The 23818-nt window shown below is 32.2% G+C and carries 20 protein-coding genes, 1 tRNA gene and 2 pseudogenes; 10 read left to right on the plus strand and 13 right to left on the minus strand.

Annotated features, from left to right (window positions below):
• Positions 1–109: 109 nt before the first annotated feature.
• Positions 110–517, minus strand: a complete 408-nt coding sequence (locus DMB65_RS12180; protein ID WP_110306925.1) for a hypothetical protein — start codon at positions 515–517, stop codon at positions 110–112.
• A gap of 352 nt (positions 518–869) precedes the next feature.
• Here DMB65_RS12180 and DMB65_RS12190 point away from each other — a divergent pair, with 352 nt between their 5' ends.
• Both DMB65_RS12190 and DMB65_RS22690 read left to right on the plus strand, forming a co-directional pair.
• Complete coding sequence (locus tag DMB65_RS12190) at positions 870–1226, plus strand: site-specific integrase (protein ID WP_230470658.1); 357 nt, start codon at positions 870–872, stop codon at positions 1224–1226.
• Between the two features lie 353 nt (positions 1227–1579).
• Positions 1580–1756 (plus strand): annotated as a pseudogene (locus DMB65_RS22690) (DUF1016 N-terminal domain-containing protein); the annotation flags it as partial.
• A gap of 740 nt (positions 1757–2496) precedes the next feature.
• Here the strand turns inward: DMB65_RS22690 and DMB65_RS12200 are convergent.
• The 5 genes from DMB65_RS12200 to DMB65_RS12220 form a co-directional block, all read right to left on the minus strand.
• A complete protein-coding gene (locus DMB65_RS12200) occupies positions 2497–3420 on the minus strand; it encodes a HipA domain-containing protein (protein ID WP_110306928.1) in 924 nt (307 codons plus the stop codon).
• A complete protein-coding gene (locus DMB65_RS12205; protein ID WP_110306929.1) occupies positions 3413–3727 on the minus strand; it encodes a HipA N-terminal domain-containing protein in 315 nt (104 codons plus the stop codon). The genes DMB65_RS12200 and DMB65_RS12205 overlap by 8 nt, the downstream gene beginning before the upstream one ends.
• 3 nt (positions 3728–3730) lie before the next feature.
• Positions 3731–3940, minus strand: coding sequence for a helix-turn-helix domain-containing protein (locus DMB65_RS12210; protein ID WP_110306930.1), 210 nt, complete (start codon positions 3938–3940; stop codon positions 3731–3733).
• Between the two features lie 665 nt (positions 3941–4605).
• Positions 4606–5349 (minus strand): zeta toxin family protein, encoded by a 744-nt coding sequence (locus DMB65_RS12215; protein ID WP_110306931.1) that lies wholly within the window; start codon positions 5347–5349, stop codon positions 4606–4608.
• A gap of 1 nt (position 5350) precedes the next feature.
• Positions 5351–5626 carry a hypothetical protein gene (locus DMB65_RS12220; RefSeq protein ID WP_110306932.1) on the minus strand — a complete coding sequence of 92 codons (276 nt, stop codon included), beginning with the start codon at positions 5624–5626 and terminating at the stop codon, positions 5351–5353.
• An 875-nt stretch (positions 5627–6501) separates the two neighbouring features.
• Here DMB65_RS12220 and DMB65_RS12225 point away from each other — a divergent pair.
• The 7 genes from DMB65_RS12225 (at position 6502) to DMB65_RS12255 (ending at position 15723) form a co-directional block, all read left to right on the plus strand.
• A complete protein-coding gene (locus DMB65_RS12225; RefSeq protein WP_110306933.1) occupies positions 6502–7671 on the plus strand; it encodes a DUF5675 family protein in 1170 nt (389 codons plus the stop codon).
• 2 nt (positions 7672–7673) lie between these two features.
• Positions 7674–8699, plus strand: coding sequence for a hypothetical protein (locus tag DMB65_RS12230; RefSeq protein ID WP_110306934.1), 1026 nt, complete (start codon positions 7674–7676; stop codon positions 8697–8699).
• 862 nt (positions 8700–9561) lie between these two features.
• A complete protein-coding gene (locus DMB65_RS12235; RefSeq protein ID WP_110306935.1) occupies positions 9562–10059 on the plus strand; it encodes a hypothetical protein in 498 nt (165 codons plus the stop codon).
• A gap of 3 nt (positions 10060–10062) precedes the next feature.
• Complete coding sequence (locus DMB65_RS12240) at positions 10063–12687, plus strand: hypothetical protein (RefSeq protein WP_123955340.1); 2625 nt, start codon at positions 10063–10065, stop codon at positions 12685–12687.
• A gap of 160 nt (positions 12688–12847) precedes the next feature.
• A tRNA-Ser gene (locus DMB65_RS12245) sits at positions 12848–12932 on the plus strand.
• 1148 nt (positions 12933–14080) lie between these two features.
• Entirely contained in the window at positions 14081–14698 is a 618-nt protein-coding gene (locus DMB65_RS12250) for a DUF6088 family protein (protein WP_110306937.1), read from the plus strand.
• A 110-nt stretch (positions 14699–14808) separates the two neighbouring features.
• Complete coding sequence (locus DMB65_RS12255; protein WP_230470659.1) at positions 14809–15723, plus strand: nucleotidyl transferase AbiEii/AbiGii toxin family protein; 915 nt, start codon at positions 14809–14811, stop codon at positions 15721–15723.
• Positions 15724–15784: 61 nt separating this feature from the next.
• On the opposite strand, the gene DMB65_RS12260 is transcribed toward DMB65_RS12255, so the two are convergent.
• The 4 genes and pseudogenes from DMB65_RS12260 to DMB65_RS12275 form a co-directional block, all read right to left on the minus strand.
• On the minus strand, positions 15785–16552 hold the full coding sequence (locus DMB65_RS12260) for a metallophosphoesterase (protein WP_110306938.1): 768 nt from the start codon (positions 16550–16552) through the stop codon (positions 15785–15787).
• Positions 16553–16563: 11 nt separating this feature from the next.
• Positions 16564–16884, minus strand: a pseudogene (locus DMB65_RS12265) (IS1595 family transposase); the annotation flags it as partial.
• Between the two features lie 52 nt (positions 16885–16936).
• A complete protein-coding gene (locus DMB65_RS12270) occupies positions 16937–17668 on the minus strand; it encodes a carbon-nitrogen hydrolase family protein (protein WP_110306939.1) in 732 nt (243 codons plus the stop codon).
• Between the two features lie 417 nt (positions 17669–18085).
• Positions 18086–18496: a cupin domain-containing protein gene (locus DMB65_RS12275; RefSeq protein ID WP_110306940.1), complete on the minus strand. Its 411-nt coding sequence runs from the start codon at positions 18494–18496 to the stop codon at positions 18086–18088.
• Between the two features lie 251 nt (positions 18497–18747).
• Here DMB65_RS12275 and DMB65_RS22140 point away from each other — a divergent pair, with 251 nt between their 5' ends.
• A complete protein-coding gene (locus tag DMB65_RS22140) occupies positions 18748–18915 on the plus strand; it encodes a hypothetical protein (protein ID WP_165834929.1) in 168 nt (55 codons plus the stop codon).
• Here DMB65_RS22140 and DMB65_RS12280 read toward each other — a convergent pair.
• The 3 genes from DMB65_RS12280 to DMB65_RS12290 all read right to left on the minus strand — a co-directional run bounded on the left by DMB65_RS12280 (position 18912) and on the right by DMB65_RS12290 (position 23815).
• Positions 18912–19862, minus strand: coding sequence for an ankyrin repeat domain-containing protein (locus DMB65_RS12280; protein WP_110306941.1), 951 nt, complete (start codon positions 19860–19862; stop codon positions 18912–18914). The two genes, DMB65_RS22140 and DMB65_RS12280, sit on opposite strands and share 4 nt — an antisense overlap.
• A 335-nt stretch (positions 19863–20197) precedes the next feature.
• The gene (locus DMB65_RS12285) at positions 20198–20794 is read right to left on the minus strand and encodes a hypothetical protein (RefSeq protein WP_230470660.1); all 597 of its coding nucleotides are present in this window, start codon (positions 20792–20794) and stop codon (positions 20198–20200) included.
• A gap of 213 nt (positions 20795–21007) precedes the next feature.
• On the minus strand, positions 21008–23815 hold the full coding sequence (locus tag DMB65_RS12290) for a leucine-rich repeat domain-containing protein (protein ID WP_110306943.1): 2808 nt from the start codon (positions 23813–23815) through the stop codon (positions 21008–21010).
• Positions 23816–23818: the final 3 nt, after the last annotated feature.

Genomic DNA, 23818 nt, shown 5'->3' on the forward strand with positions numbered 1-23818 from the left:
GTCCGAAAACAGATTTAGTCGAAAAATACTTATTTTTACCCATCGTTATTTGAATTTTGCAACTCTAAATTACGATGTTTTTTAAGAAGCCATTAATTTGGCTTCTTTTTTATCGGACAACAATGTTATCTATTATTAAATCTCGAATCTGTTCTTTAATTTTTAAAATTTGATCTTTTGATGTTTCATCTTTTAATCTATATCTAAAAAAATCGAAAAGCAATGTATTCGAGGGATTCATATAAAGTTTTGGTAGCAGCATTAGTAACAGAACTTTTTTATATTCAATAACCTTATACTCTTTCCAATTCTCTTTAGCAAAATTATATGCTATTGCATATTTTTTTTGAAATACAGATTCATCAATATCACTTGGTAATCTTATATTCTCAATTTCAGTAAATTTCATGGAAAGTATTTCTGCCAAGTCAGAGCAGCCACTACCAGTTCTTCCTGTTAACCCTATAATTGTAAAGTTCCTTCTTAAAGAATATAATTGATCTAATCTCGTATTCATATAATTTTATTTTTATTCTAAAATCTTTAATTTATTGCGAACACATCTGAATATTAATACTAAAATTTCTCAACAAAAAAGCAAAAATGATTTTTATTTTTTTTCTCTCATTACGGAAATCCATATTTTAAAATTTTTAATAACTGAAAAAGTCAAATATATTGAATCAAGAAAACCAACCACCACGTATTTATACCTGTTTGTTTATAATTAATATCATCGAATTTCATAGATAAGAATATTTCAGAAGAAAAAAGCGTCATTATTCTTCCAATAACGATATGCACCTGTCGATGCTTTGGAACTGACTGAAAGAAACTTATCCGACGATTCCACTGGAAATTTATGGATCATGACCAGCAGGGCAAAAACTGCCATTAGAGCCAATGTCCCGTTACTACCTACCGTTGACAAAATTATTTCGAAATACAAAAACCAACAAAAAGGCCTTATTCCTAAAATTTCCAATCAGAAAATGAATGCTTATCTTAAGGAAATTGCTGATGTCTGCGGCATAGACAAACATCTTACATGGTATGTTGCCAGACATACCTTTGCCACCACTGTCACTTTAGGGAATGGAGTAAGACTCGAAAACGTGTCAGCCATGATGGGACACACCAACACTAAACAGACACAACATTATGCAAAAGTTTTGGATAGGAATATAATGGAAGATATGGAGAAACTTAAATCCAAGTTTAGGTGACATTCGCTTACCACAAGACTTCTGAATCTGAAGAGTCTTGAAGAACTTCAATCCATTTAGAGCAAAAAAACAAGTTGAAAGATATCAAAAGCTTTGCAGTATATTTCCAATTGCGTCCGCAGTGCGGACGCAATTGGCATGGACACATATTCTTTTTAGTTTTTAAAACTTATCCGGTTTACTAATTTTAACACAACCGAATATACTAATTTAAACACGTTTGTATTTCCCAATTGAATGGCAGAGAAAAGATAAAGCCGATGACGCGGTGTTTACTTGATTAAATATCTTGCAGAAGAAGAGCAGCATCAATACTGAACCAGATTTCATACTGCTAATTAAAGTGGTATCGAAAATTTTACATAACATTTCCAATTGTGTCCGCAGTGCGGACAAAATTTAGCTGGACACAATATAAGCTCCTGCTATCTATTGATAATGAAGAAAAAAGAGAGTTCTATATTGCCGAAAACAAAAAAAAGAATTCCACATCACACCAGATGGAACTACAGATACAGCAGGTTATCTGAAAGGCTTCTAAGGAGCAATGATTAAGAAAGTGTATTGGCAAACTGCACAAAATGAAAAATCACCTTTAGATGCTCTTCAATTTCTTCTAAGCTCATTCTTTTATTTTTTTTGAAAACACATTGCGTATCCGTAGTTACTATTTGTTGTTTTACTTAAGCTGAAAATTGATTTATTTCTTACAGCACTAAAAGCTAATATTCGAACAACATTAAAAGCTAATTAACATACAGCACTAATAGCTAATGATCTGGGGCATAAAAATGAACCAGGTCACAATAGAGCGTGTCCCTTTTTTTTCAATTTTAGATTAAGGCTAGTTTATTTATTGCTAAAAATTTCACAGATAATCGGATTTTTTCCGATTATAGCATAAAAAAGCAACAATAATAGACTTAAAATATTCAATCAGAAAGTTAAATAAGGGACCATTGAATAGACATTTTATTATAGCATTTTTTGCACGACCAAATTATGAATTCACAACCTCTCTTACAATTTTAGTCCATGATAATCATAATTTGACCTTCCTTTTAAATTATAAAAACTGCCTTCCCAAAGCAGTTAAAAAAAAGACAGCTCGGAAATAACAAGTCCCATTTATGTTTACTAATTGTAACACCAGATATACTAATTAAAGCACGTTTGATTTTACTATTTTTTTATGCAAAACTAATAACTAATCTAATATGAGAAATTGGACTAAAAATTAAATCAATACAAAATTCAAAAATATCAATAACTAAAACCTCGCCAATCGTTCTTTCATCAATTTAAAATACTTTTCTTTCATTGCTTCAGACAAAAAAGAAATCTCAATTAATTCATTCCATTTCGTTGTCTTCTCAAACATTGATTTTAAAACGCTATCGATAATTTTATCATTTAACCCTAATCTTTCTTTTCCAAAATAATCAATAAAATCACCCGCTTTAAAATTGCTTTTTTTCCCTTTTAATTTAAGAGCCATTTCTTCCTGCGGATTTTTAATAGCAATAGACGAATTCAGGAAATCATAAGCAGGTGTTAGAGTTGTTTTTCCTGATTTTGTTATCAAGGAAAAGTTTTTGAGATGCATGTCTTCATTACCAGTGATAAAACAGAATAGGATTCTCTTAAAAAACTCTGCTTTTTCAATTGAAGGAAATGTACAAAAGTCCTCTATCACTTTTACAATTTTCTCCATAGTAAAATTATATTTAGTATCTCTGGAACTCCCTGTTAGCTGTGCAAAATCTTCAGTGGCATATTTCCTGCCTTTACCATACCGGTCAAACCTTTTTATGAAATAAGATTTCGAATTATCTTTAGAATATATCAGTCCGTGAAGCGGTACCTCAATTCCATAAACCTTAGCCATTCGCATAGTAAGATCTTCATTTTCGGGTAATTCAGGAAATATATCGCTCTGCGGTTTGATAATAAAATTACCGTACTGATCTACAATTTCAAATTGCTGGTTTTTAATCGATAATACGGCGCTTAATTTAGGCTGAACGCCCTGAATTGATAACTTAGTTGCTCTATTTACTGCTTCCTGACGTAGTTCTGATGCAGAAAAAGGAAGCGTTTCTAATGAGAGCAATTTAGAAGATAATAATTTCAAGCCTTCTATGCTATACAGATCTCCTCCACAAGTTTTATAAATAATCGGACATCTATTCATCGCTTTTAGCTTTAACCGTTACTGCCCCTACCAGATCATTTCCTACAGCCATAAGCTGTGAAAAATAATCTTTCTTATCTATTTTATTTATTTTTAAAAGGCCTTCAAGCATTATACCCTCCGGTAACAGCCCTTCAAAAAACGGCGGAAAATCCAGAAATGAATATTTTTTGTGGGAAGAAGGCATCGTTAAGGACACTGGCTCTGAAGAATAATCATCATCATAGATAAATAAATATCTTCCGCTTTTTTCTTCCATAAGTTCACCCGCTCTCGTACCGTGAACATAAACTACTGCTTTTCTCATCTCTTATTTTTTTAATGGACTTATGAATTGAATATCAATATTCAAAATATTCAAGACTGCGATTACACTGTCCCATCTTACAGATGTTTTATTCTTTTCAATATCAAACACAGTTGTTTTGCCGATACCTGCTAAATCTGCTAATTGGAGCTGCGTCAGTCCAGCAGCTTTGCGATGTTCTTTAATTAACTTTCCTAAATTAAAATTAATCATAATTACTGTTTAAGCGGTAAATATACTTAATTTTCATCTTATAAATATTTAAAACATATGTTTTATGATATATTTACCGCTTTAACAGTAAATAATTTCAAATATTTAAATAATTACAAAATTTAGTGTTTCATTTATGAAAATTACTGCCCTAAAAATAATATCTGTATATATACGGAGTTTCTGTCTTTTTTAAGACGACAAGTTAATACTGCATTTAAATTAGAAAAAAAAGACATATATGATCTTCTAAGTATTTCCAGTCTTGTGGCAGAATCGTGGCACATGATTTTTGATAAAGTAAATTCAGTAAAATCAAGGAGAGCTGAGTTTAGGTGCGAATCGATGTAAAACTTGTTGTAGCAATAAAAAAAATATGAGGTTTTTATATAATTGAGTCCGCAATACGGACTCAATTTATTTTTTTTGATCCCAAACAGTTTTAAAGTTTGTGCCGACAATGTCGGCACAATTTATTTTATCTTGTTTCTTATTTAGTGTACTCGCTTAATTACACTAATTACGGAATAGATAAGAAAAATTCTTGTAAAAAATTTATCTATAATTATGCAAGCGCCACTTGCACAATTAAAATATAGAAAAGGATTCTAGAAAGTTACTTAGATTCTAAATTTGAAAAAAAATCAAGGTAATCATCAAAAATACTAAATGTAGTACTTAAGAACATACTCGATAAACCAGTTAGGAAGTTCAGAAGGGTCTATTTCTAATGATAATTTATTTTCAGCAATTTTAGCAATTAATTTGTACTCTTCACTTGAATTATCAAATAAATAACATTTGTCTACATTTTCAATCATTGGCATAAGATTGTTTAATGTATTAAAGTAACGGCTTGAAATTTTTTCAGGCGAAACATTATGACCGCCTTTAATTACTCTATTTTCAACTCGCGAAACATTTACCTCAGGATCATCTATACAAATAAAATATAAGTATGTCTTGTAGCCTTTTTGTTTTGCTTCCCTTATTTCTTCAATTTTAGAAGGGTGACTCATTACTGTCTCAAAACAAAAATCAATTTTGCTTTCTTGTAAATGATGTCTTAAAAATGCACTTATAAGAGCTCCTTCGTAACTATGCGTTTCTTTTTTTGCATCAACTATTACATTTTCTTTTAAAGAAAAATCCATTTTATGATTATCTTCTAAAGATTTTTTCATTAAAGAAATAGCTCTCTCAGTGGTTAAAAATTTATTTAAATCATTTTGAGTAAGATTTAAATTAAATTCACTTAAGTCAATATATCCATTATTTGCCAATTCCTTTTCAATTAAATCAGCATTAAGAAATACCCCAGAATTGTATTTTTTGGAAAAAGAATCAAAGAGAGTACTTTTTCCCGAACCATTTGGTCCTGCAAATATCCGTAATCTTGCTTGAGACATATTACTTTCTTTCTAAAATCATTCCTTTTCTCAATGATGATAAATCAATAGAAGGCTTTGCAATTTTTCTTACAACCTTAAAAGATCTATCAGGATTGACAGCAATAATTTCATGATCACGAATAACTTTTATTGTGATACCTAACGCCATAGAACTTCTGACAGCCTTAGATGATGCAATTTTTGCAGAATCTAACAATGCACTATCTTCCTTAGAAGATAATATTGCTTTTCTACTTTTGGTTCTTGCACTAATATGTCTTCTTCTATTATTCATAATTCAACTTTGCTCAAAAATACGAAATATCTGCAATTATTACAAGCTTTAATATTTGGACTTTCTAGGTTAAAAAAAGTTTAGACTTTTTTATTTCATTTTTTGTGGCAGAATCATGGCACATTCAAGATAAAAGTAAAACCCCAGCATTTACAAAGCAGGACATTATTTGAGTTCGAATGGCAGAGCATCCCTCCTCAAAATTCGGAGAATATGTAAATTATTAAAAAATAGGCCGTTTGTTGTTCGTACAAACTAAATGTTTAGCTAGCTGTTCTACCGATGCGAAAAATGGTTTGTTTGTGATCCTTATGTTGCGGAGTCTGAAGTTCCGCACTAGAATGTTTCTCCAGCGAAACTTAAAGACTAACCATATTCTTTATTAATAATTAGTCATCTTGAAATTTCCATTGATGTCGGCATCCCTGAAGTCTAGTTTTATCCCTGTCGGATCGACTTCATGAACAATACAATTACAAGGGCTTGTAAATGAGGCCATTCTTAATAAATAAGCTTATACATTACCTATCCACAATTTAAAATCTCACTTGAATCTAATACTTCCCTCATCAGATATTCCGAAAAAAGGCGTATAAACAACAGCTTCAAAAGTTTCGAAGATTCCTTCTTTATCTAATTTGGTCAGAAAGACCGCCCAAAAACCAACTATTAAAATAATAATGCTTGCTCTTTTATTAAAACAGGGTATTTCTACGTGCTTCCGATTGAAAATTTTTAACGACTTTTAACCTATTATAATTACAATAAACCAAGCACCTGCAAATTTATGTGATACGGCGTTGTTACAGTTTCTTATCAGATAAAAAATCAATAATAAGCTTTTATTTTTCATTATTAATCTACAGATTTAAGTTATGAAATATCTCTATATTATTTTTTTTATCCTCTATGCTGCAATTACAGTCACGCTTAAGGCTCAGAATATTAATATAAAAATAGAACGGCTGACTATAAGGGACGGACTAATAGTCGGGAAAATTTATGCTAATGGTGAATATTTGGGTCCTGCCTACGAAAATGAAGTGCTGCGAATTGAAAAGGGGACTTATAAAGGCATAATCAGGTATTATTCCGGGAGAAATTTCGTCAGTAGCAATCTTGGAAAACTGGCCACCGAAGGTGATTTTCTTTTGGAAGTCGGTAATGTGGATAATAGAAGAGACCTGCTTTTTCATACGGGAAATAAACCATACCATGCAAGGGGCTGTGTTCTATTAGGGATCCCGTCAACATCAAACAATAAAGTGTATCTTCCGCCGGAAAACCCAATACGACAGCTGAGAAAGATTTTTTATGGCACCGAAGATCCGTTGAGTTCGCCTAATAAAGAGATTACAATTACACTGGACGAAACAAAACTGAAAACCAAAAACGACAATGTTAATACATCCCTACTGATTCTTATAGATGTATCGGGGAGCATGAGTGGCGACAAGTTGACCCAGGCAAAGAAAGCAGCACAAGAAGCTGTAGAAATAGCATTAAAAAATAAAAACACTGAAGTTGCCATCTTAGCTTTTGAGGGTAAATGTAGCAATCCTATCCACACTGCTAATGGTTTTTCAACTAATCTGAAAAATTTAACAGAGACTATTAAACGCCTCACAGCCAATGGCGGCACCCCGCTTGCCAGTGCCTTAAGCAGAGCAAATTCTTATATGGCTTCAAATAAATCGCTGGCTTCTGTAACACAAATGATAATCTTACTGGCTGATGGCAATGACGACTGCGGAAATTTAGAAAGTGTTTTAGCCTCCCTGGCCAAAAAAGAAATTATTTTCAGGCATGAAACCATAGGACTTGGTCTTGATAATAATTCAACTGCACAGAGCCAGTTAAAGTCCATCGCACAAACTACAAAAGGCCAGTACCATAACTCCTCATCATCAGAAGAGCTTTCAGTTCAATTTAAAAATGCCCTTGAGAATATGAAAATGCTTGAAATGATGGGAAAAATGAATGGCAGCAGCGCTAAACCGCAGGCCGCAGACAGTGAAATTAATTGGGACATTTTAAAAGATTAAATATGAGAAATACTTTACTATTACTATTGATGCTTGGTTTTTCAAATATTATATCCTCGCAATGTACAACCGGAAATTGTGAAGATGGGTACGGAGAGCAGAATTACAGCGGGGGTAAATACCAAGGATATTTTTCTAACAGTAAAAGGAGCGGCAAAGGCACATATACTTGGACAAGCGGTGCTAAATACGAAGGTGAATGGAAAGACGGACAGTATCACGGGTATGGTATTTCAAAGTCCGATTCAGGAAGCTGTTATGAAGGTGAATTCAGGTACGGCAAAAGACACGGGCTTGGAACACAATACACTGCCAATGGAGATGTTACATTTGCCGGACAATACATTGAAGGTGAGAAACAGGTCATTAATTCTGCATTAAGCACTGACGTTCTTGCTGATAAATATCTTTTGGAAGCTAAAAAATTAATGGATGCCGGATCCTATAAAGAAGCAATCGTTTCCTTCAATAGGATTCAGGCCTTAAAAGTTTCACCACCGGTTACATTTTATTATTTCCTGGGCAAATGCTTTTACAAATCTTCCAGCTATACGCGTTCAATCATTGCTTTGACAAAATATCTTAATACTTCTGGGAAAAATGCCGAATATTATTCAGTCGCCCTTGAAATGCTTAGCGATGCTGAATCCAAGAGCAGCACTATTGCCCAATCTTTTAGTGAAAAGAAAATGGAAATCAAGAATTGCTCTCTATGCAGCGGAAGCGGTTATTACTATAAAAAAATAACATGCGGAAGCTGCAGGGGAAGAAAGCAGTTTTATGGAAACTGCTCTGATTGCGCTGGAAGCGGCAGGTCTTCTACGCGATGTGGCTATTGTGGAGGCGCGGGAAGTGTTTCAACTCATGTCGGTAATGGTATTTATAGCAGCCAAGGCTGCAGTTACTGCAATGCATCAGGCTGGATGCAGTGTTATAAATGCACAGGTAACGGGGGATACTATTACGCCTGCAACGCCTGTAACGGCTACGGCACCAGTAGTGAAAAGACAAAATGTTATAAACACTAAATTGGAAAAGGAAAGCTACAGCAGTCTTCTTTAATAACATGATCTTTTAATGAATGATCAAGATCCCAAATTTTATCAATAATACTGATTGGAGAATTATAGAAAAATTCAAAACCTGATATTACAATATAAGGTAAAATGGTATTGACATCTTTCTGCCACAAAAAGCTAAGACGAATTATACAGTTTTTATTTTGCTTAAGTTTGTGGCAGAATCATGTCACATTGCATTTGAAAATTTAAAATCCAGCGAAATAAGGATCTACAAGATTTAGGTTCGAAACATGTATTACCACAACCGCTACCCACTCAATATTTCTTTTTTTTAGGAAATTCACCAAGTTATCTTTATGTTGTGTAGTCTGAAGTTCCGTACTAGAATGTTTCTCCAGCGAACTTTCCGGACTACCCATAATCTTTATGAATAATTAGTCATCTTGAAATTTCCATCGGTCTCAACAACCCTGAAGTCCAATTTAATCCCCCTTTATATATATTGCTAATCAAAAACAAGACGAAGATTAAAACATAAATTATAGTGATAGAATCTATAGATATTCAGAAAATGAAACCCTTACAAGTTCAACCCCTAACGGAATTCATTTTCAGCAAATTGATCAAAAAGAACACACCTTTTTTTAAGAAAAACAAGTATAAATACGTATCTATTAATAATTCCCAATACATATCTTTAACAATGCATTATAAAGGAAGTCGAAAATATGACTTTGGTACAAGAATGCATATGCACAATTCCTGATTAATATTGTATTACTTTAAAAAACCATAAACGAAGTTTTGTTTTAGAAGTGCCTAATGCAGAGCTAATAAAATAACTTGTTAAACCTAAAAGACAATTTTTATGACCTTTTTTGAATTTTTAGCGCAAAATTATAAAGTAGAAACAATTCTTGGACTATGCTCCTTTATTTTCTCTGCATTCCTTGGCTTTTTAGCCTACAATAATTCACTGCGAATGAAGAAGATATCCTCAATAATTTCAATGGCAAATACAAAAAACAAGGCTAATCTTGCTACAGCGATGCTTGAGGTGTTACCTTCATATAAATTGCCGGATTTAAATCAAGAGAACGGCTTTAAAATCATCAAAATGGATATGCAACAGAAAATGAAGAAATTCGAAATTAACATGAAACTTCTAAGATTAGGCATTCTTCTGTTTACTGGTCTGATTATCCTCCTTATAATCCCCACATATATAAAATTTAACAAAACTAAGATTGAAACGCATGGCAAAAATAGCCCAGTTTTGATTGGGGACGATACAACGATAAACTACAACACAACAGAAAAATCATCTGATAGCACTAAAAATGTAAAAGATACCGTAAAAAATTAAATTATGAAAAAAGTTATATTCTTTTTGATGCTCGTTACGCAAATAAATGCTCAGACCTCAAAAGGCAATAACTCACCTGTAATCAAAGGAGCTAAGGCTAAAGTCGAATATATAAAAAAGCAAGTGATTAATCAAAAATTGCCGGCTAACTTGACTCCTTACTTGGCTGGACTAATTTTCTCGAATAAAACAATTACACCAAATCAATCTTCAATTAACAAAGCCTTATCAGTATGGTTTAAAAAATATTCCGAGCTAAAATTAAAGATTGACAAGATAAGTGACGGCAATACGAAAAAGATGGCTGAGAAAAACTTAGACGAAGGCAATTTTTCAGCGGTGGAAAAAATAATTGGCACCAAGATACACTACTCGGATCTAACTTTTACTTTTCCAAAATCGTTTGGAACAAGCGGTGATAATAGTCCTGTTATTATTGGAGACTACGCAACGGTTTCCTATGTTGTACAACAAATAATTACTTATGATTTACCCGAAGGTCTAACCATTAACTTAATAAATGAGCTAAAAATTAAATCAGAATTGATTGATAGCCAAAATGAAAAACTGGACAATATCAATACTAACTTAAAAAAGAAAGATATCATTATTAAGGATTACATTAAAAAATACCAATTTATTGAAAGTGAACTAAAAAAGACTCCTTCGGAAGTATATAAAAGAGCGTATGTATTTTTTAAAGAAGGTGATTATGAAAAAACATTAAAAGAACTAGAAAAACAGGGTGGCAGCGACAAAGCTACAGGAGAATCAAATATGCTAAAAGCAAAAATTCTTCTCCTTAAATTAGATCATTCCAAAATTGATACAATACTTACTGAGGCGGACAAATCATTTACTATCGGGGTTACATTAGCTCCAAGCGGCCAAAATTTTTTTGAATACGGCAAATTTCTTGTTGATTATATTCATAATTATGTTAGTGCAATTAATTTTCTCGAGAAAGCAGACCTTTCTATTGAAGATAATCGGCTAAAAGTTGAAATCTATAATTACCTTGGTTTGTCCTATTATGTTGTAGACAGAGTAAAATCAAACAACATGTATTTTAAAGCCATCGCACTACTTGACAGCATGGAGACATTATCAGACAATTCCCTTATATCCGCCAAATCACAAATTTATTCTAATATTGCTTTTAACTACTCTACCAGAGATTTTAATGCTGAAAATATCAAGACAGCCATCTCTTACTCACAAAAAGCTATTGATGAGATCAGCAGAATACCTGTACCTTCACATTCGGATCTATACAAAAAAACAGCATTCATACGCCAAAAAGGACAAGGGCACGCCATGCTTAATGAAATCAGCCAAGCTGTAGAGTGCTATAATACCGCCCTTCTATTTTTAAAGGATTCTTATAAAAACGACCCGGATAGTTTTGCTATTGACTTGAGTTCTGTATATTACAATTTAAATCAAGTATATTTTTACTCGGAAACCCCTGAACGTGGCATCGATGCTTTAAAACAGGCCATTTCCATAATAGAACCTAAAATTTCACTAAACAGCAAAATATTCCTTTATGCATATGAACAGCTTTATACAGCATTGTTTGCATATTATGCGATCCAAAATAAAGTTCCAGAAACAATGGAAGGCCTAAATATCATTAACGAAAAACTAAAACCATTTGTCCAGGAAAATCCAAAAGAATTTTTAATCCATCAAGCTTGGATAAATTCAGATAAAGGATACATTTATGGATTACAAAACAATTTCATTGAAGCTGAAAAGTTCTTGCTGCAAGCTTACGATTATTATGCGCAAAATATTAACATGATACAGTTTGATAAACAAAAAGCTGCAGATTGTTTTTACAGAACCAATGAGCTTCTTCTCAAATTAGGAAAATCCGAAGAAGCGCTAGCCCACAATAAAAAATTACTAACCGAAATTAAAACTGCAAGCAGCATAAATAGGTTCGCTTATGAGGATTTTATCCCTCAGCTTGAACAGCAGATAGGAAGAGTTTACACCGTTACTAAAGAAAAAGACAGCGCTTACCATCATATGGAAAAGAGCACAGCGCTTGTTGAGACAAAAGCCAAACAATATGGCTCGTCTTACCTTGGCAGCTACGGCAATTACATCTCACAGTATTATTTAACTAATTTATACTTTGGCGACTATTCTCTAGCAGATGAAAAAGTCAAAAGATTTATCAAAGTCTGTGATATTATTCTCGATGTAGATTATTATGTTAAAGAAAATATGCAGGCGGTGATTGGTGAAGTCACCTCAAATTTCGCAGTACAGCTTTTTGGATTTGCCCAGGCTGGATCAGCTACAACTAAATATAGCGAATTGAGTAAAATATATGACAATTGTTCTTATTATTTTTTACTCTCAGAAAAGTATTTTGAAAATGGGCTGAATAATGCCAACAACAGATTTAAATATTCTCAAACCTTGTATAAGTCAATGATTCTAGAAGAATTTCTTTTCAAGTTTTCTCAAAGTGATTCTCAGAAAGCACTTTCTTTGGAGAAAAAATGTAAATTAAGCAGCAAGTCGCTCTCTAACATCAAGGATTTACCTGATAATGTTTCTACACAATCCTTAAGAAATAACATCAAAGTACTAAGTTTTAATTGCAATTAAAATTGTATTTAAATAGCATATTACTGCTAAAATTTTGCTTAAGGCCGCTTTCTAATTCATGTATTATATCATTTTTTTTATAAATAGTTTAAAAAAATTTTCGAAATAAAAAAAACATTCTATATTTGCACCCGCAATGAGAAAATGATTGCGTCTTACTGGAGGAATGGCAGAGCGGTCGAATGCGGCAGTCTTGAAAACTGTTGACTGTAACAGGTCCGGGGGTTCGAATCCCTCTTCCTCCGCTGAAAGCTAAAAAAGAGACTTCTCAAAGTTTACAAAAAGGCTAAAATTAACGGAAAACCCTGCAAATCTTTAGATCTGCAGGGTTTTATCTTTTATACTCTTTGCCGATTAATAATATGCAGTTTTGTGGCACATTCGTGGCGTATCGGGAATAGAGTGTAGTGCGCCACAAATTGCACTTTATATATTTTGTCGCAGAATCGTGGCACAGCTGAAAAATTACTAACCATACCATTTAATGCCAACAAATGAGAATTATGGTTCAAATCGGAATGAGACCGCTGTTTTGTCGATTTGGTAAAACATATTCCATTTTTTTTATCTGTTCACGTTTTTAAATGGTTCACGTTTAGTGAACACTACAAAAAAATGAAGATGATTTAACTTAATATAAGCTAGCTAAAAATAAATATACTTTCCAGTTTTGATGTCTTAAATTAAAACGCTCTAAATTTGAAAGGTGGGTAGAAAGATAGGTAGATAACATAATTAACAATTATATCATAATTGAAGAAAATTTAAAGCCCGTCTTACTAACTGGTAAGAAACTTACAATTATAATGGGTAGAAACATAGGTAGAAAAACAAAATTTCGATGCCATTTAGTTAATTACTTCTAGCACTCTGAATTATTAATTTTAAATTCACATAGAAAAAGAATCTTAAAATTAAGAAAGTGCAGAAACATCAAATTTATGATCTCTATTTCAAAGTAAATATAACTTGCCTTTACAACATTTCACAGGGCTTACTGCAAAACAAAAAACTAACAATCAACCGTTTAACCCAAACAAAACATCTCCAAACTCTTGACTTTCTCAAAAAAAAAAGACTAACTTTGCCTAAATGGATACATGAGACGCTTATTGCTTAAACAATAACGCTTTTTCCAAATTAAGTAAGCAATAAGCGTCTCATGTATCCATTTAGAGACTGATAGTTCTTCATCACAAAGACTTCGTCTTTGTGATGAAGAACTATCGTAAATTTTACCATCCGACTTAAAAATCCCGTACATTTAACTTTCCTCCTTAAAGCAAATTACAAGGTACATTCTACAAAAAAATCACTCCATTCCATAAGAACATAAAATTAATATATTTGTCGCAAATATTTACTATATTTGCGACAAAGTAGCACTTAAAAAATGACAGAAAGCACTGAATATAAAGTAATTGAACGTATAAAAAAAGCCAAGAGGGGGTCTGTGTTTTTTACTGACGATTTTCTTCGTTTCGGAAGTGCAAAAACAATCAGTAAATCCTTAGAACGACTTACTGAAAAAAAAGAAATCATGAGAGTTTCCAGAGGTATTTATACAAGGCCCGAAATAAACAAAACCCTTGGAATCACAATAACTCCTTCAATTGAGAATATCGCAAAGGCAATAGCGCGTCGAGATCGGGCACGCATTATTCCTACTGGTGCATATTCTCTAAACATTCTTGGACTTTCTACACAGATACCAATGAATGCTGTATATCTTACTGATGGTGTTGCCAGAAAAATAGCAATAGGAAAAAGATCGCTACATTTAAAAAAAACAGCAACAAAAAATCTGGCCTCCATTGGAGAAATAAGCGGACTGGTAATTCAAGGCCTTAAGGCATTGGGAAAAGACCAGCTTAATGAGGACGAGATATTAAAAGTAATTGAAATATTAAAAAAAGAAAAGATAGAACGCCTGCGACATGATATCAAATTAGCTCCTGAATGGATCCGAACAATAATGAAAGCGGCATTACCAGAAAACCAGCAGCTATGATAAAAAATTGGATTTCATTAACAGATGAAGAAAAAGCAGGTTTATTTACAGAAGCAGCAGCACAAAAAGGGCTTCCTGCTTACGCTGTTGAAAAAGACTGATGGGTCACTGTGACACTGCTGGCAATTTTTACCACCCAATATTCAGATCATCTCATATTCAAAGGAGGAACTTCATTAAGTAAAGCTTACAATTTAATTGAACGATTCTCTGAGGATATTGATCTTGCTATAGATAGAAGTTTCCTTAAATTCCCAGGAGAACTTTCTAAAACTGCGATCAAAAAACTTCGCAAAGCTTCTGGGCAATTTATCATTGCTGACTTCAAAAATGAACTTGAAGCACAACTTTTAAAAATTGGGATACTAAGTACTCTCTTCAGCCTCAAAACTGATGAAAATATCGATGACACAAGCGACCCGCACTCAATTGAACTAATATACAAGCCTGTAATTAATCATGGATCAGGTTACTTGCCTCAAAGAGTTCTGATCGAAATCGGAGCCAGATCACTAAGAGAGCCCTCTGAAATGCGTCCCATTTCATCCATACTTGATGAAACATTCCCTGAACAATCTTTTAATATCCCTGCTTTTAATGCAAACGTAGTATTAGCATCCAGAACTTTTCTTGAGAAAGTTTTTCTGCTTCATGAAGAATTTAGTAAGCCTGTTGATAAAATCAGATTTAGCAGGCTGACCAGACATTTATATGATCTAGAAAAAGTTATGGATAATGAATACGGAATTTCTGCGGTTAAGGATAAAAATCTATTTTTTACCATTGTAGAATTTAGGCAAAAATACACCGCAGTGAGAGGCATATCTTATGAAAGACACACCCATTCTACTTTATCATTCCTTCCACCTCCAGAAGTGGATGAAGCATGGAGACAGGACTATACAGAAATGAGAGAAAATATGTTCTATGGCGCAACACTTAGCTATGATATGCTAAAAGAAAGACTAAATGTTCTTAATGATCGCTTTAAAGAGAACGGCATTAACTCACAGAACGACAACTAAAAGAAAAACATCAAATCTAAATTCGAAACCATTAGTAAAAAAAAAATTCCTATCTTAAATTTTAAACAATAAAAACCTTATCAGCGGCAAATCTTTCATTTTCACCTCTCTGAATATACCCAAGCTGGTTTGTTACCACATTTGTATTTCCAATTTTAAAATCTTTAGTATTATAATGGCTGTGTCCATAAATCCAGCACATTGGGTCGAACCTCTCAATAAGCTCTGAAAGCTCAACAGCAAAAGCTTCATTCAATAGGCTCTTTTTATACATTTTCGGATATTTTTTAAAAGTTGGAACATGATGAGTTGCAACGACAACTTTTTTAGAATGTACTATTTCCAAGGCGTTACTAATAAAATCTACATTCTCAAAATACAGCTTATTGTAATTATCTGCCGAAAACCTGTCTCCATCGTATTTGACAACATGAAAATCACTAAGCCCTCTTTCAATATTCAATCGGGAACCCGGACTAATGTGGGACCATAGAGTCGAGAAAACCAGTTTTAAATTATCATATTCTACAACATAATTATTTAGAAGGATTACATTATTTCTAATCTTTTCATAAAAAGTTCCTTTTTTCAGAAGAGCGTCAAAATAGTAATACTCATGATTTCCAGGAATCCAATATGTCATTTGGAAATTATCGGATAAGAAATCAAAAAAATCCTGATGTTTATCCATGAGCGAAAAAGGTACAATATCCCCAGCCAGAATTAAGATATCTCCGTTTGGAATTAAGGGATTATCTCTCATGAATTCTTTGTTTTTAATAAACTCCAGATGCAGATCTGAAGCATATTGAATTCTGTTTATCTCCATATTATTATTTTTTAAAGAACCAAGATTCCCAAAAAGAAAGAAAGTTGCTCTTTATATTGTCGATTAATCATTCTTGTAATCAGATTGTTAAATATAGTTTGCTTGTGTATTGACCTGTTTAATCGATAGCTATACTCATCTAAACACCTTTGGATATTTTGCTCATGCATCCAAGAGTATGTACTTCTTAACCATGATTTAACCTGATGGATGATTGTATTGATTTGAAAAAAATCAGATGTATTACTCTTAATTTGTTCAATATCGTATTGCATTTTTAGTGGCTTATATCCAGTCCATTTATTTGTTTTTACTTTTGCCTGAGGTGATATAAGTCTTAAGACTTTGCTTAGCGGAGGATAGTTGTTTTGGTGGCAGTTTAGGTCATAAATACTTTTTAATTATTTCTTGATTTTCAGTGTCAATTATGATTATACCTTCGTCTTTCCCATTTAATTGTCCCATTAAAACTCCTTGTCTGTTCCAAATTGAACTCTTACCTGCACAATCGTATTCGCCCGACTTTCCTGTCAAGTTGGACATCAATGAAATCATAGCATATTGTTTTGCAATTTCTGAAATTCTTTTTATGTCTTTGTCTACTCCTTTTACAGAATTCAAAACACTTGCAATATAAATATCTGCTCCATTTTTATGTGCTGTCTCAGAATGTTCAAAAATTGAAGTTTCGTAGCAAATCGCAAACGCTATTTTTTTGTTCTTTTGTTCTATTGGTAGAATGTTTTGACCGCTTACAAAATATTTTTCTTCTCCTGGGTGTAGATACTGCTTTGAATATATTTGTCTTTTTTTATTCGGCTGAAAGACTATCATACTTATACAAATTCCTTTTTCATTTTTTGTTGGCATACCAACGCCAATAATTATTTTACTTTTGTCACTTATAATTTGAAAATCATTTAGTATGCTATCCTCTATTTGTGATATTAATAACTCCTCTGCTAATTCAGGTTCATAACCTGTCAAAGAAAGCTCTGGAAAAATAATAATGTCTGCTTTATTAGAAATTGCAATTTCTATAAGTTTCTTATGATTCTGAATGTTTTTTGCAATGTCACCTTTAAAAGGTTTTGTTTGGGCTGCACAAATTTTCATAATAATGTCATTTTAAATTAAGACTAACGGCAGTTTTTCTCAAAACCTCCGCCGCGCAAAAATCTTCAGACTTTGTGTCTTTTTTTTAATGTTCTTGAAAACCGTAAATCTAATAAAAGTCTCCTGACTTTTCCTTAAACATCTTATGAATTCAACACCTTTGTTAATACTTTAGTTTTTTTACAACTCTTTCAACGCATCCCTAACCAACGCCTTCCTGTTAAAAGTCAGGAGACTTTTGACACTTTTATGGATTGGAACATGATTTTAAATTACGCAAAGTCTGAAAAAGACTTTGCGTAGCGTTAGAATGGAATACTTCATGAGGAACAGTTCGGAGAGCGGGTGTTTCATTAGGAACACTTCGGGGAACTGGGTTAGTTGAGCAGCAGTTCCTAATTATGAGTTGTCAGTTTTTTATTGTTGATTGTCTCCAAACCATTTTACAATTGATGGCATATTTCTCTCAAATCCACCAGGAATAAAAAAGTTAAGAAGTCCACATTTCTTATTTGTCCTGTTAGCAAAGTCGTGAACGGTTTTAGCAGGTATTCTTAAAAAAGTTCCCTTTTTTACATCAATCCATTTGTCACCAACAAGAACTGATGCGGTACCTTCAATACCATAAAATACTTCGTCATTGTCTTCGTGTTGGTGTGGTCCTGGACCATTTGAGTTTGGTTCAAGCCACCATTCAGAAATACTGTATTTGTTTTTGGTTTCATTTTCGTCTGCTTTAAAAACAGCTGTCATTGTACCGCATTTGTAAACTCTTCCTTCACCTGTTTTAAGAAAGAGGGTGTCGTTTTCGTTTTGTTTATGCACCATATTTCACTACTATTTTTGTTTCCTAATGAGAATGCTTATATCCAAATATACGTAAGTCCTATTTCAAACAGTGCTTGTTGATCAATTAAATTAATAAAGAATGCGAGGTAATTTTGCTTTTATCATAGCAAGTGATTAATAATTATGTAAAAATAGTTGAATACGAAGGAATTAAACAAAGATAAACTTATAAAAGGGTTGCTAAACAATATAATAGCTATTACAGACAGAGGATTTAGAGGATGATACAAATGATTGTTAAACAGATAATTATTTCTAAAAAGAACAAAGATAAAACAAAATATTGGCAAGAAGTAGCACGAAAAGATTTAGAGCTAGAGCTGAAAATAGAACCAACAATATCACATTTTAAAAATAAGAATATAATTTTGTTAGATATAAAAAAGGGATATAATTAATAAATGTGGTTGGGTGCTATGATTTTAAAATCTTTTGTAACTCGCAATTCAGTTAGAAAAATGTTTTGGTTTACTACTAAGCCTTCAAATAGTAAGTTTTTAGCAGTTCTATTATCATCTTTTTTCTTTATCAAAAACGACAAGTCTAATTCTTTACTATAGTCTGTGAAAAAAGTATTTTTTTCTTTTTCAATAACATATGAAAAATCACCAGGATTGAATTTCAGGTTATTAATTTTTTCAATATTATGGTATTTAGGATTGTTTGTTTGGTATTCTTTAAGCGTAATAAGAAATTTTTCTTCCGAGTTTGCCTTTAACATACTTGAATCTATGGCTAAAACATAAAAATTTTCGTGATTATGCTTTTTTCCAAAACCAATTAAAGCATTAATCCATGTGTTGATTTGTGCAATTATTTCTTCTTTTTCTACAAAATCAAAAGGAGATTTTGGTTTGCCAAGCAAAAAAGATTCCATCATTAGCTGAAAAGAAGGATCGTAATATCTTTCTTTAGCTAAATCTAATGCACTTCCATATTCTCCTTCCAAGTTTGGATTTGCACCATAAAGTAATAAAAGATGAACCATCTTTGGGTTACCATTTCCTGTTGCTAGCTGAAGAGCAGAACGATTTTGATGTATTAAGTCTACTGGAACTTCATTTTTTAATAGTATTTCCATTTCTTTAATGTATTTATCCTCAGAAGAGTATGAATACAAAGTACAGGCTTGGTCTTCTATGCTTGAATTTTCTATAATTAATTTAGTAATTTCTTTAGATACATTATATTTCATTTGGGCTAAAATTACTAGTTGAATTGCTGAAATACCATATCCTTGAGGTGATTTAAAAGTCATTTTGTTAAAATTTCCTCCTTGATTGAGATAGGAATTCAAAAAAAATAAATCTCCCGATAATATGGCTCTACTAATTGTTTCTTCCATAATTATTTTATTATCAATATTTTTTAATAAATCATAATTGTTTAAATAACCCTTTATCTATTCTTTCATATTGTTTGTATAGTTCAGTATTCGTAGAGGTTTTCATAGGAAGATTACTTTTTAATTTCATTAAATGGAAATGGAGAGTTATCTGGTGATGGAAAATAGTAAGAATATTAAATTGTATAAAAAACTTCAGGAAACTCATCGTCAAAAGTGCTAAAACCGAAATGGCAATGTGATTTTCTTGGTAATTTGTTAAAACCCTCAGTTTGTACTATTTCTGGTGTAATTTCAACGATCACCAATTCAAATAATCGAATCAAAAAGGCATATTATAAAAACGCAATTTCTTCTAGTTTGTAAAACTCGATATGATCGTTAAAACCGCCATGAATAAATCCCTTTTCAAGTAAATGATTCTTCACACGTTCATGCACCAAAATACTGATTAAGCTTTCGGCTAGTCTAAACATAAGTAAACCCTTCATATCATTTTCTTTCAGTATCAAGTCATCAAAAGGGACATCCATCAAGGGAGTACTATCGCCTAGTTCAAACTTGGATTTTTTCATATCTGCAGCTGAAACAACACCAATAATGTTGACCGCTTTATAGTTATTGTACACCTTTCCGTCATCTGGATCAGTAATGGAGACAGGATACTTATGCAAGTTATCTACACCGACTGCTTCTAAAGCAGCGATAAGGTCGTCACGAAAAAAATGGCATCCGCATTGACTCATATAGGGTGCTAGAAAGTCAGACATTGAGGTATTTGCGGGATGATTATGAAGGAGTTTTATATCCATGAACGGCACAGGGGCAGTAAAGACTTCACCCCTAAACCACTTATTAGGAGTTTTTTTATAGCCCTTCGATATGTAGTCGTCAATATCAAGCCAACGTTTAGGCTTACCTGCTTGTTGCATACTATAAAACATATTGCTTCTCAAAATTTATATTAATATTATACGAATCTTATTCTTTATCAAGTTATCTATCTTGTTTTTATAATTCTTTGATTTTAAAAGTAAATAGCCTTAGAATTTTAAGAATCATTATTTATAGTGATTTTAATTGAGCCATTCAATTTAATAATGCTACCAAATTTGAAGATAAATGGCTTAACATGAATTTGTTTTTTATTCCTCGTCAATAGCTTTTAAAAAATCCCCATCGTTCCAGTATTTTTCAAAATCAGTATCATCTAAAAATTGTTGTTTGTTTTTTCCTAATCTAGTGGATTCCTTGATATAATGTAACATTTCTTCTTTTCTTCCAAAATGTGCAAAACCACAGGAAAGATTGAAAGCTAATAAAACCTGACTAATCTCTTCTAGTTTTTGTACCTTTTTTAAAACAGCATCAAAAAAAATAGTGTCATTTAATTTAATTGCAGCAATAACATTTAGATACAAAACATTTTCACTAGAATAATTTTTTATTCTGGGAGATAAATAATTAAAAATAATTCTACATTGCTCATTTTCAGCATCTTTTACTAAGTAGTAAACATCATAATATAAATTACTGTATGAAAATTTAGCTTCGGTTTTACTAAAAATTTCTTTTACTTTTTCTAGTATATAAATATGCTTATCAAAAGGACTAGTAGGAATGGAATTGAAAAAAACAGATAATAATCTTTGTACTTCATTGTCATAAATGGTATCTATAGAAATGTTACATTTTGAAACTATAAAATTTCTATAGATTTCCAAATCATCAAACGATACCTCTTTATTAGGAACTAAATCTGTAATAATCATTCGTGCCAAATTGTAAGCTTCATTTTCGTCAAATGAATTATCAGTTAATGATTGACTTAGTATTGAAATAATTTTTTCAGGATTTTTTTTGTGATATTTAGATTGAAGCAATTCAGCTAAATAGGAATTTTCTTTTTTCTTAATAAGAAAAACTATTAATTGGTTAACGGCTTCTTTATTAATATTATTTTTTTTGCAGGCTTTTACAATTTCATAAAGATATTCATCCTCTAATTTTTGAGTAATTTTACTGCCTAATATTTTAATTATTTCGGGAAGATTATCTTCGGTTAAGTTTTTTAAGGATAGTATTAGGTCTTCTTGTTCTTTGTTCTCTTCTTTTTTTTCGGCAATTATTTTTTCTAATTCAGGTGACACTATATTTCTTATTTGCTGCAATAAGTGATTAAAATATTCTTTTCCGTAATAGGTTTTTGCTTTTTCTTCATATTTAAAAAATACTTCTAGTACTTTCGTCTGCAGATTTAAATCGGTTGTGTTTTGAAAAGCCGGAATAAAAAGATCTTCCATTTGGTCTCCACCTTCGCTGTTTAGCATGTCTGTGGATGCTTTTTTCAAAAGTTGGTACAACGCCTCAGATGTAAATTGAGGAAATAAATCATCTATTAATTGATCGTGAACTGTTGAACTCCATGAGCGGTGTCCAGCATCATAAAATTTGGATGCATCATAAAATTGTTTCACAATCTTTTCTTGTGTTGCAACATTTTTCCTTTTAATAATTTCTTCTAAAACAATCAAAGAAGCATTGTAATTATCGTAGATTACTGATTTAAAAGTCATTTCAAAAATGGAAATTAGTGTTTTCTCGGAAAGACTTTTTATGTGTTTCAGAATGGCATTTTCTAAAATTGGAATTTCGGTAATTTCATCTTCATCAATTTCTAGGTTAAAATAGTCTGCTAGAGGGTTTTGTTTCGTTCTATAATTTACGTTTACTAGTTTGGCTAGATAAGAAATAGCTTCTTCGAAATTTGGAAGTGTATCTGTTTCTAATTGTCCCAGAATAGTTTTTATCGGTGGTAATTCTCTAATTTCACCCCTTTTTTCCCAGTTTTCTAAAATTTCGTGTTCTGCTTCTAGTGCTTTGAGGGTTGGATGGTTGTAAACAGCACTAAAATCATTGATATGTTTACAACTTTCGATGTCTAAAGCTTCTAACGACTTTAAAGTGGAGATGATTTCAATTGATTTGATGGGACTAAAAAGGAGTTCTAATTTTTTTATGGGTAAACCTTTCAGTGCTTCCAAGTCCACTAAGTCGTAACTCATTGACAGGTCCAAATCTTCTAACTGGGTAAAGCTGGAAAACCCAGCACAGTTTGTTAAAACAGAATATCGTAAGTTAAGTTTTTTTAATTTTTTAAGTGGTGTAATAGGGCTAATGTCAAAAACCTTGCAAGAGCCCAAGTTTAATTCTTCTAAATTTTCAAGCGCTCCAATAACACTAGGTATAGGTTTTAAATATTGGGAATCACGTGTTTCTCCTTGGTTGAGAGCGCCGTTTAAATCCAGTTTTTTAAGTTTTGTTAAATTGCTGAGGCTGTTGGGTAATTTTAATGAGGAACCCCTAATTTTTAAATTCTCCAAGTTTTCTAGTCGGGTAATAACCTCCGGAAAAGACTTCAGAGGAAGTCCTATTAATTCTAACTCTTGAAGCTGTTTTAGATTTACAATAGAATCAGGTAGAATACTCAACCCACATTCGATTAAACGCAAGGATTCCAATGCATGAAGATTCCCGATATCGATAGGTAATAGTTGTTTTTCCAAGAAGTTACCCCAAACTGTGATTTTTTTCAAATTGGGGAACAAGGTAATTAGTTGTTTTGTATCTGTTTCTACATTTTTCACCGCAACATATAACTCTTCAAGCTGAGGCATTGGTTTTAATTTGGATAAGTCACAATATTTCCAAAGCGTTAAATCTCTAATATGAATGAGTTGTTCTAAATGAGATGGAGTTTCAAACAAATCTTCTTTAGATTTTCCATGAAAACTTAGTTTAGTAATGTTTGGATAATCATTTATGGCTAATGGGATTTCAATTTTGTTGCTATAATTATCGAAATGTAGTTCTTCTATTTCGGATAGATTCGGGATTTCAGAAAAATTAAAAGTTTCTTTTGCTAAATCAAAGCTTATTTTATTTGCTCCCATGCT

Origin of the sequence: Flavobacterium cheongpyeongense, assembly GCF_003202435.1 — a bacterium.
Classification (GTDB): domain Bacteria; phylum Bacteroidota; class Bacteroidia; order Flavobacteriales; family Flavobacteriaceae; genus Flavobacterium; species Flavobacterium cheongpyeongense.

Excerpts from the sequence above, each read along its gene's own strand:
- DMB65_RS12180 (WP_110306925.1), bottom strand. The coding sequence starts at position 517 with ATGAATACGAGATTAGATCAATTATATTCTTTAAGAAGGAACTTTACA.
- DMB65_RS12190 (WP_230470658.1), top strand. The coding sequence starts at position 870 with ATGACCAGCAGGGCAAAAACTGCCATTAGAGCCAATGTCCCGTTACTA.
- DMB65_RS12200 (WP_110306928.1), bottom strand. The coding sequence starts at position 3,420 with ATGAATAGATGTCCGATTATTTATAAAACTTGTGGAGGAGATCTGTAT.
- DMB65_RS12205 (WP_110306929.1), bottom strand. The coding sequence starts at position 3,727 with ATGAGAAAAGCAGTAGTTTATGTTCACGGTACGAGAGCGGGTGAACTT.
- DMB65_RS12210 (WP_110306930.1), bottom strand. The coding sequence starts at position 3,940 with ATGATTAATTTTAATTTAGGAAAGTTAATTAAAGAACATCGCAAAGCT.
- DMB65_RS12215 (WP_110306931.1), bottom strand. The coding sequence starts at position 5,349 with ATGTCTCAAGCAAGATTACGGATATTTGCAGGACCAAATGGTTCGGGA.
- DMB65_RS12220 (WP_110306932.1), bottom strand. The coding sequence starts at position 5,626 with ATGAATAATAGAAGAAGACATATTAGTGCAAGAACCAAAAGTAGAAAA.
- DMB65_RS12225 (WP_110306933.1), top strand. The coding sequence starts at position 6,502 with ATGAAATATCTCTATATTATTTTTTTTATCCTCTATGCTGCAATTACA.
- DMB65_RS12230 (WP_110306934.1), top strand. The coding sequence starts at position 7,674 with ATGAGAAATACTTTACTATTACTATTGATGCTTGGTTTTTCAAATATT.
- DMB65_RS12235 (WP_110306935.1), top strand. The coding sequence starts at position 9,562 with ATGACCTTTTTTGAATTTTTAGCGCAAAATTATAAAGTAGAAACAATT.
- DMB65_RS12240 (WP_123955340.1), top strand. The coding sequence starts at position 10,063 with ATGAAAAAAGTTATATTCTTTTTGATGCTCGTTACGCAAATAAATGCT.
- DMB65_RS12250 (WP_110306937.1), top strand. The coding sequence starts at position 14,081 with ATGACAGAAAGCACTGAATATAAAGTAATTGAACGTATAAAAAAAGCC.
- DMB65_RS12260 (WP_110306938.1), bottom strand. The coding sequence starts at position 16,552 with ATGGAGATAAACAGAATTCAATATGCTTCAGATCTGCATCTGGAGTTT.
- DMB65_RS12270 (WP_110306939.1), bottom strand. The coding sequence starts at position 17,668 with ATGAAAATTTGTGCAGCCCAAACAAAACCTTTTAAAGGTGACATTGCA.
- DMB65_RS12275 (WP_110306940.1), bottom strand. The coding sequence starts at position 18,496 with ATGGTGCATAAACAAAACGAAAACGACACCCTCTTTCTTAAAACAGGT.
- DMB65_RS22140 (WP_165834929.1), top strand. The coding sequence starts at position 18,748 with ATGATTGTTAAACAGATAATTATTTCTAAAAAGAACAAAGATAAAACA.
- DMB65_RS12280 (WP_110306941.1), bottom strand. The coding sequence starts at position 19,862 with ATGGAAGAAACAATTAGTAGAGCCATATTATCGGGAGATTTATTTTTT.
- DMB65_RS12285 (WP_230470660.1), bottom strand. The coding sequence starts at position 20,794 with ATGCAACAAGCAGGTAAGCCTAAACGTTGGCTTGATATTGACGACTAC.
- DMB65_RS12290 (WP_110306943.1), bottom strand. The coding sequence starts at position 23,815 with ATGGGAGCAAATAAAATAAGCTTTGATTTAGCAAAAGAAACTTTTAAT.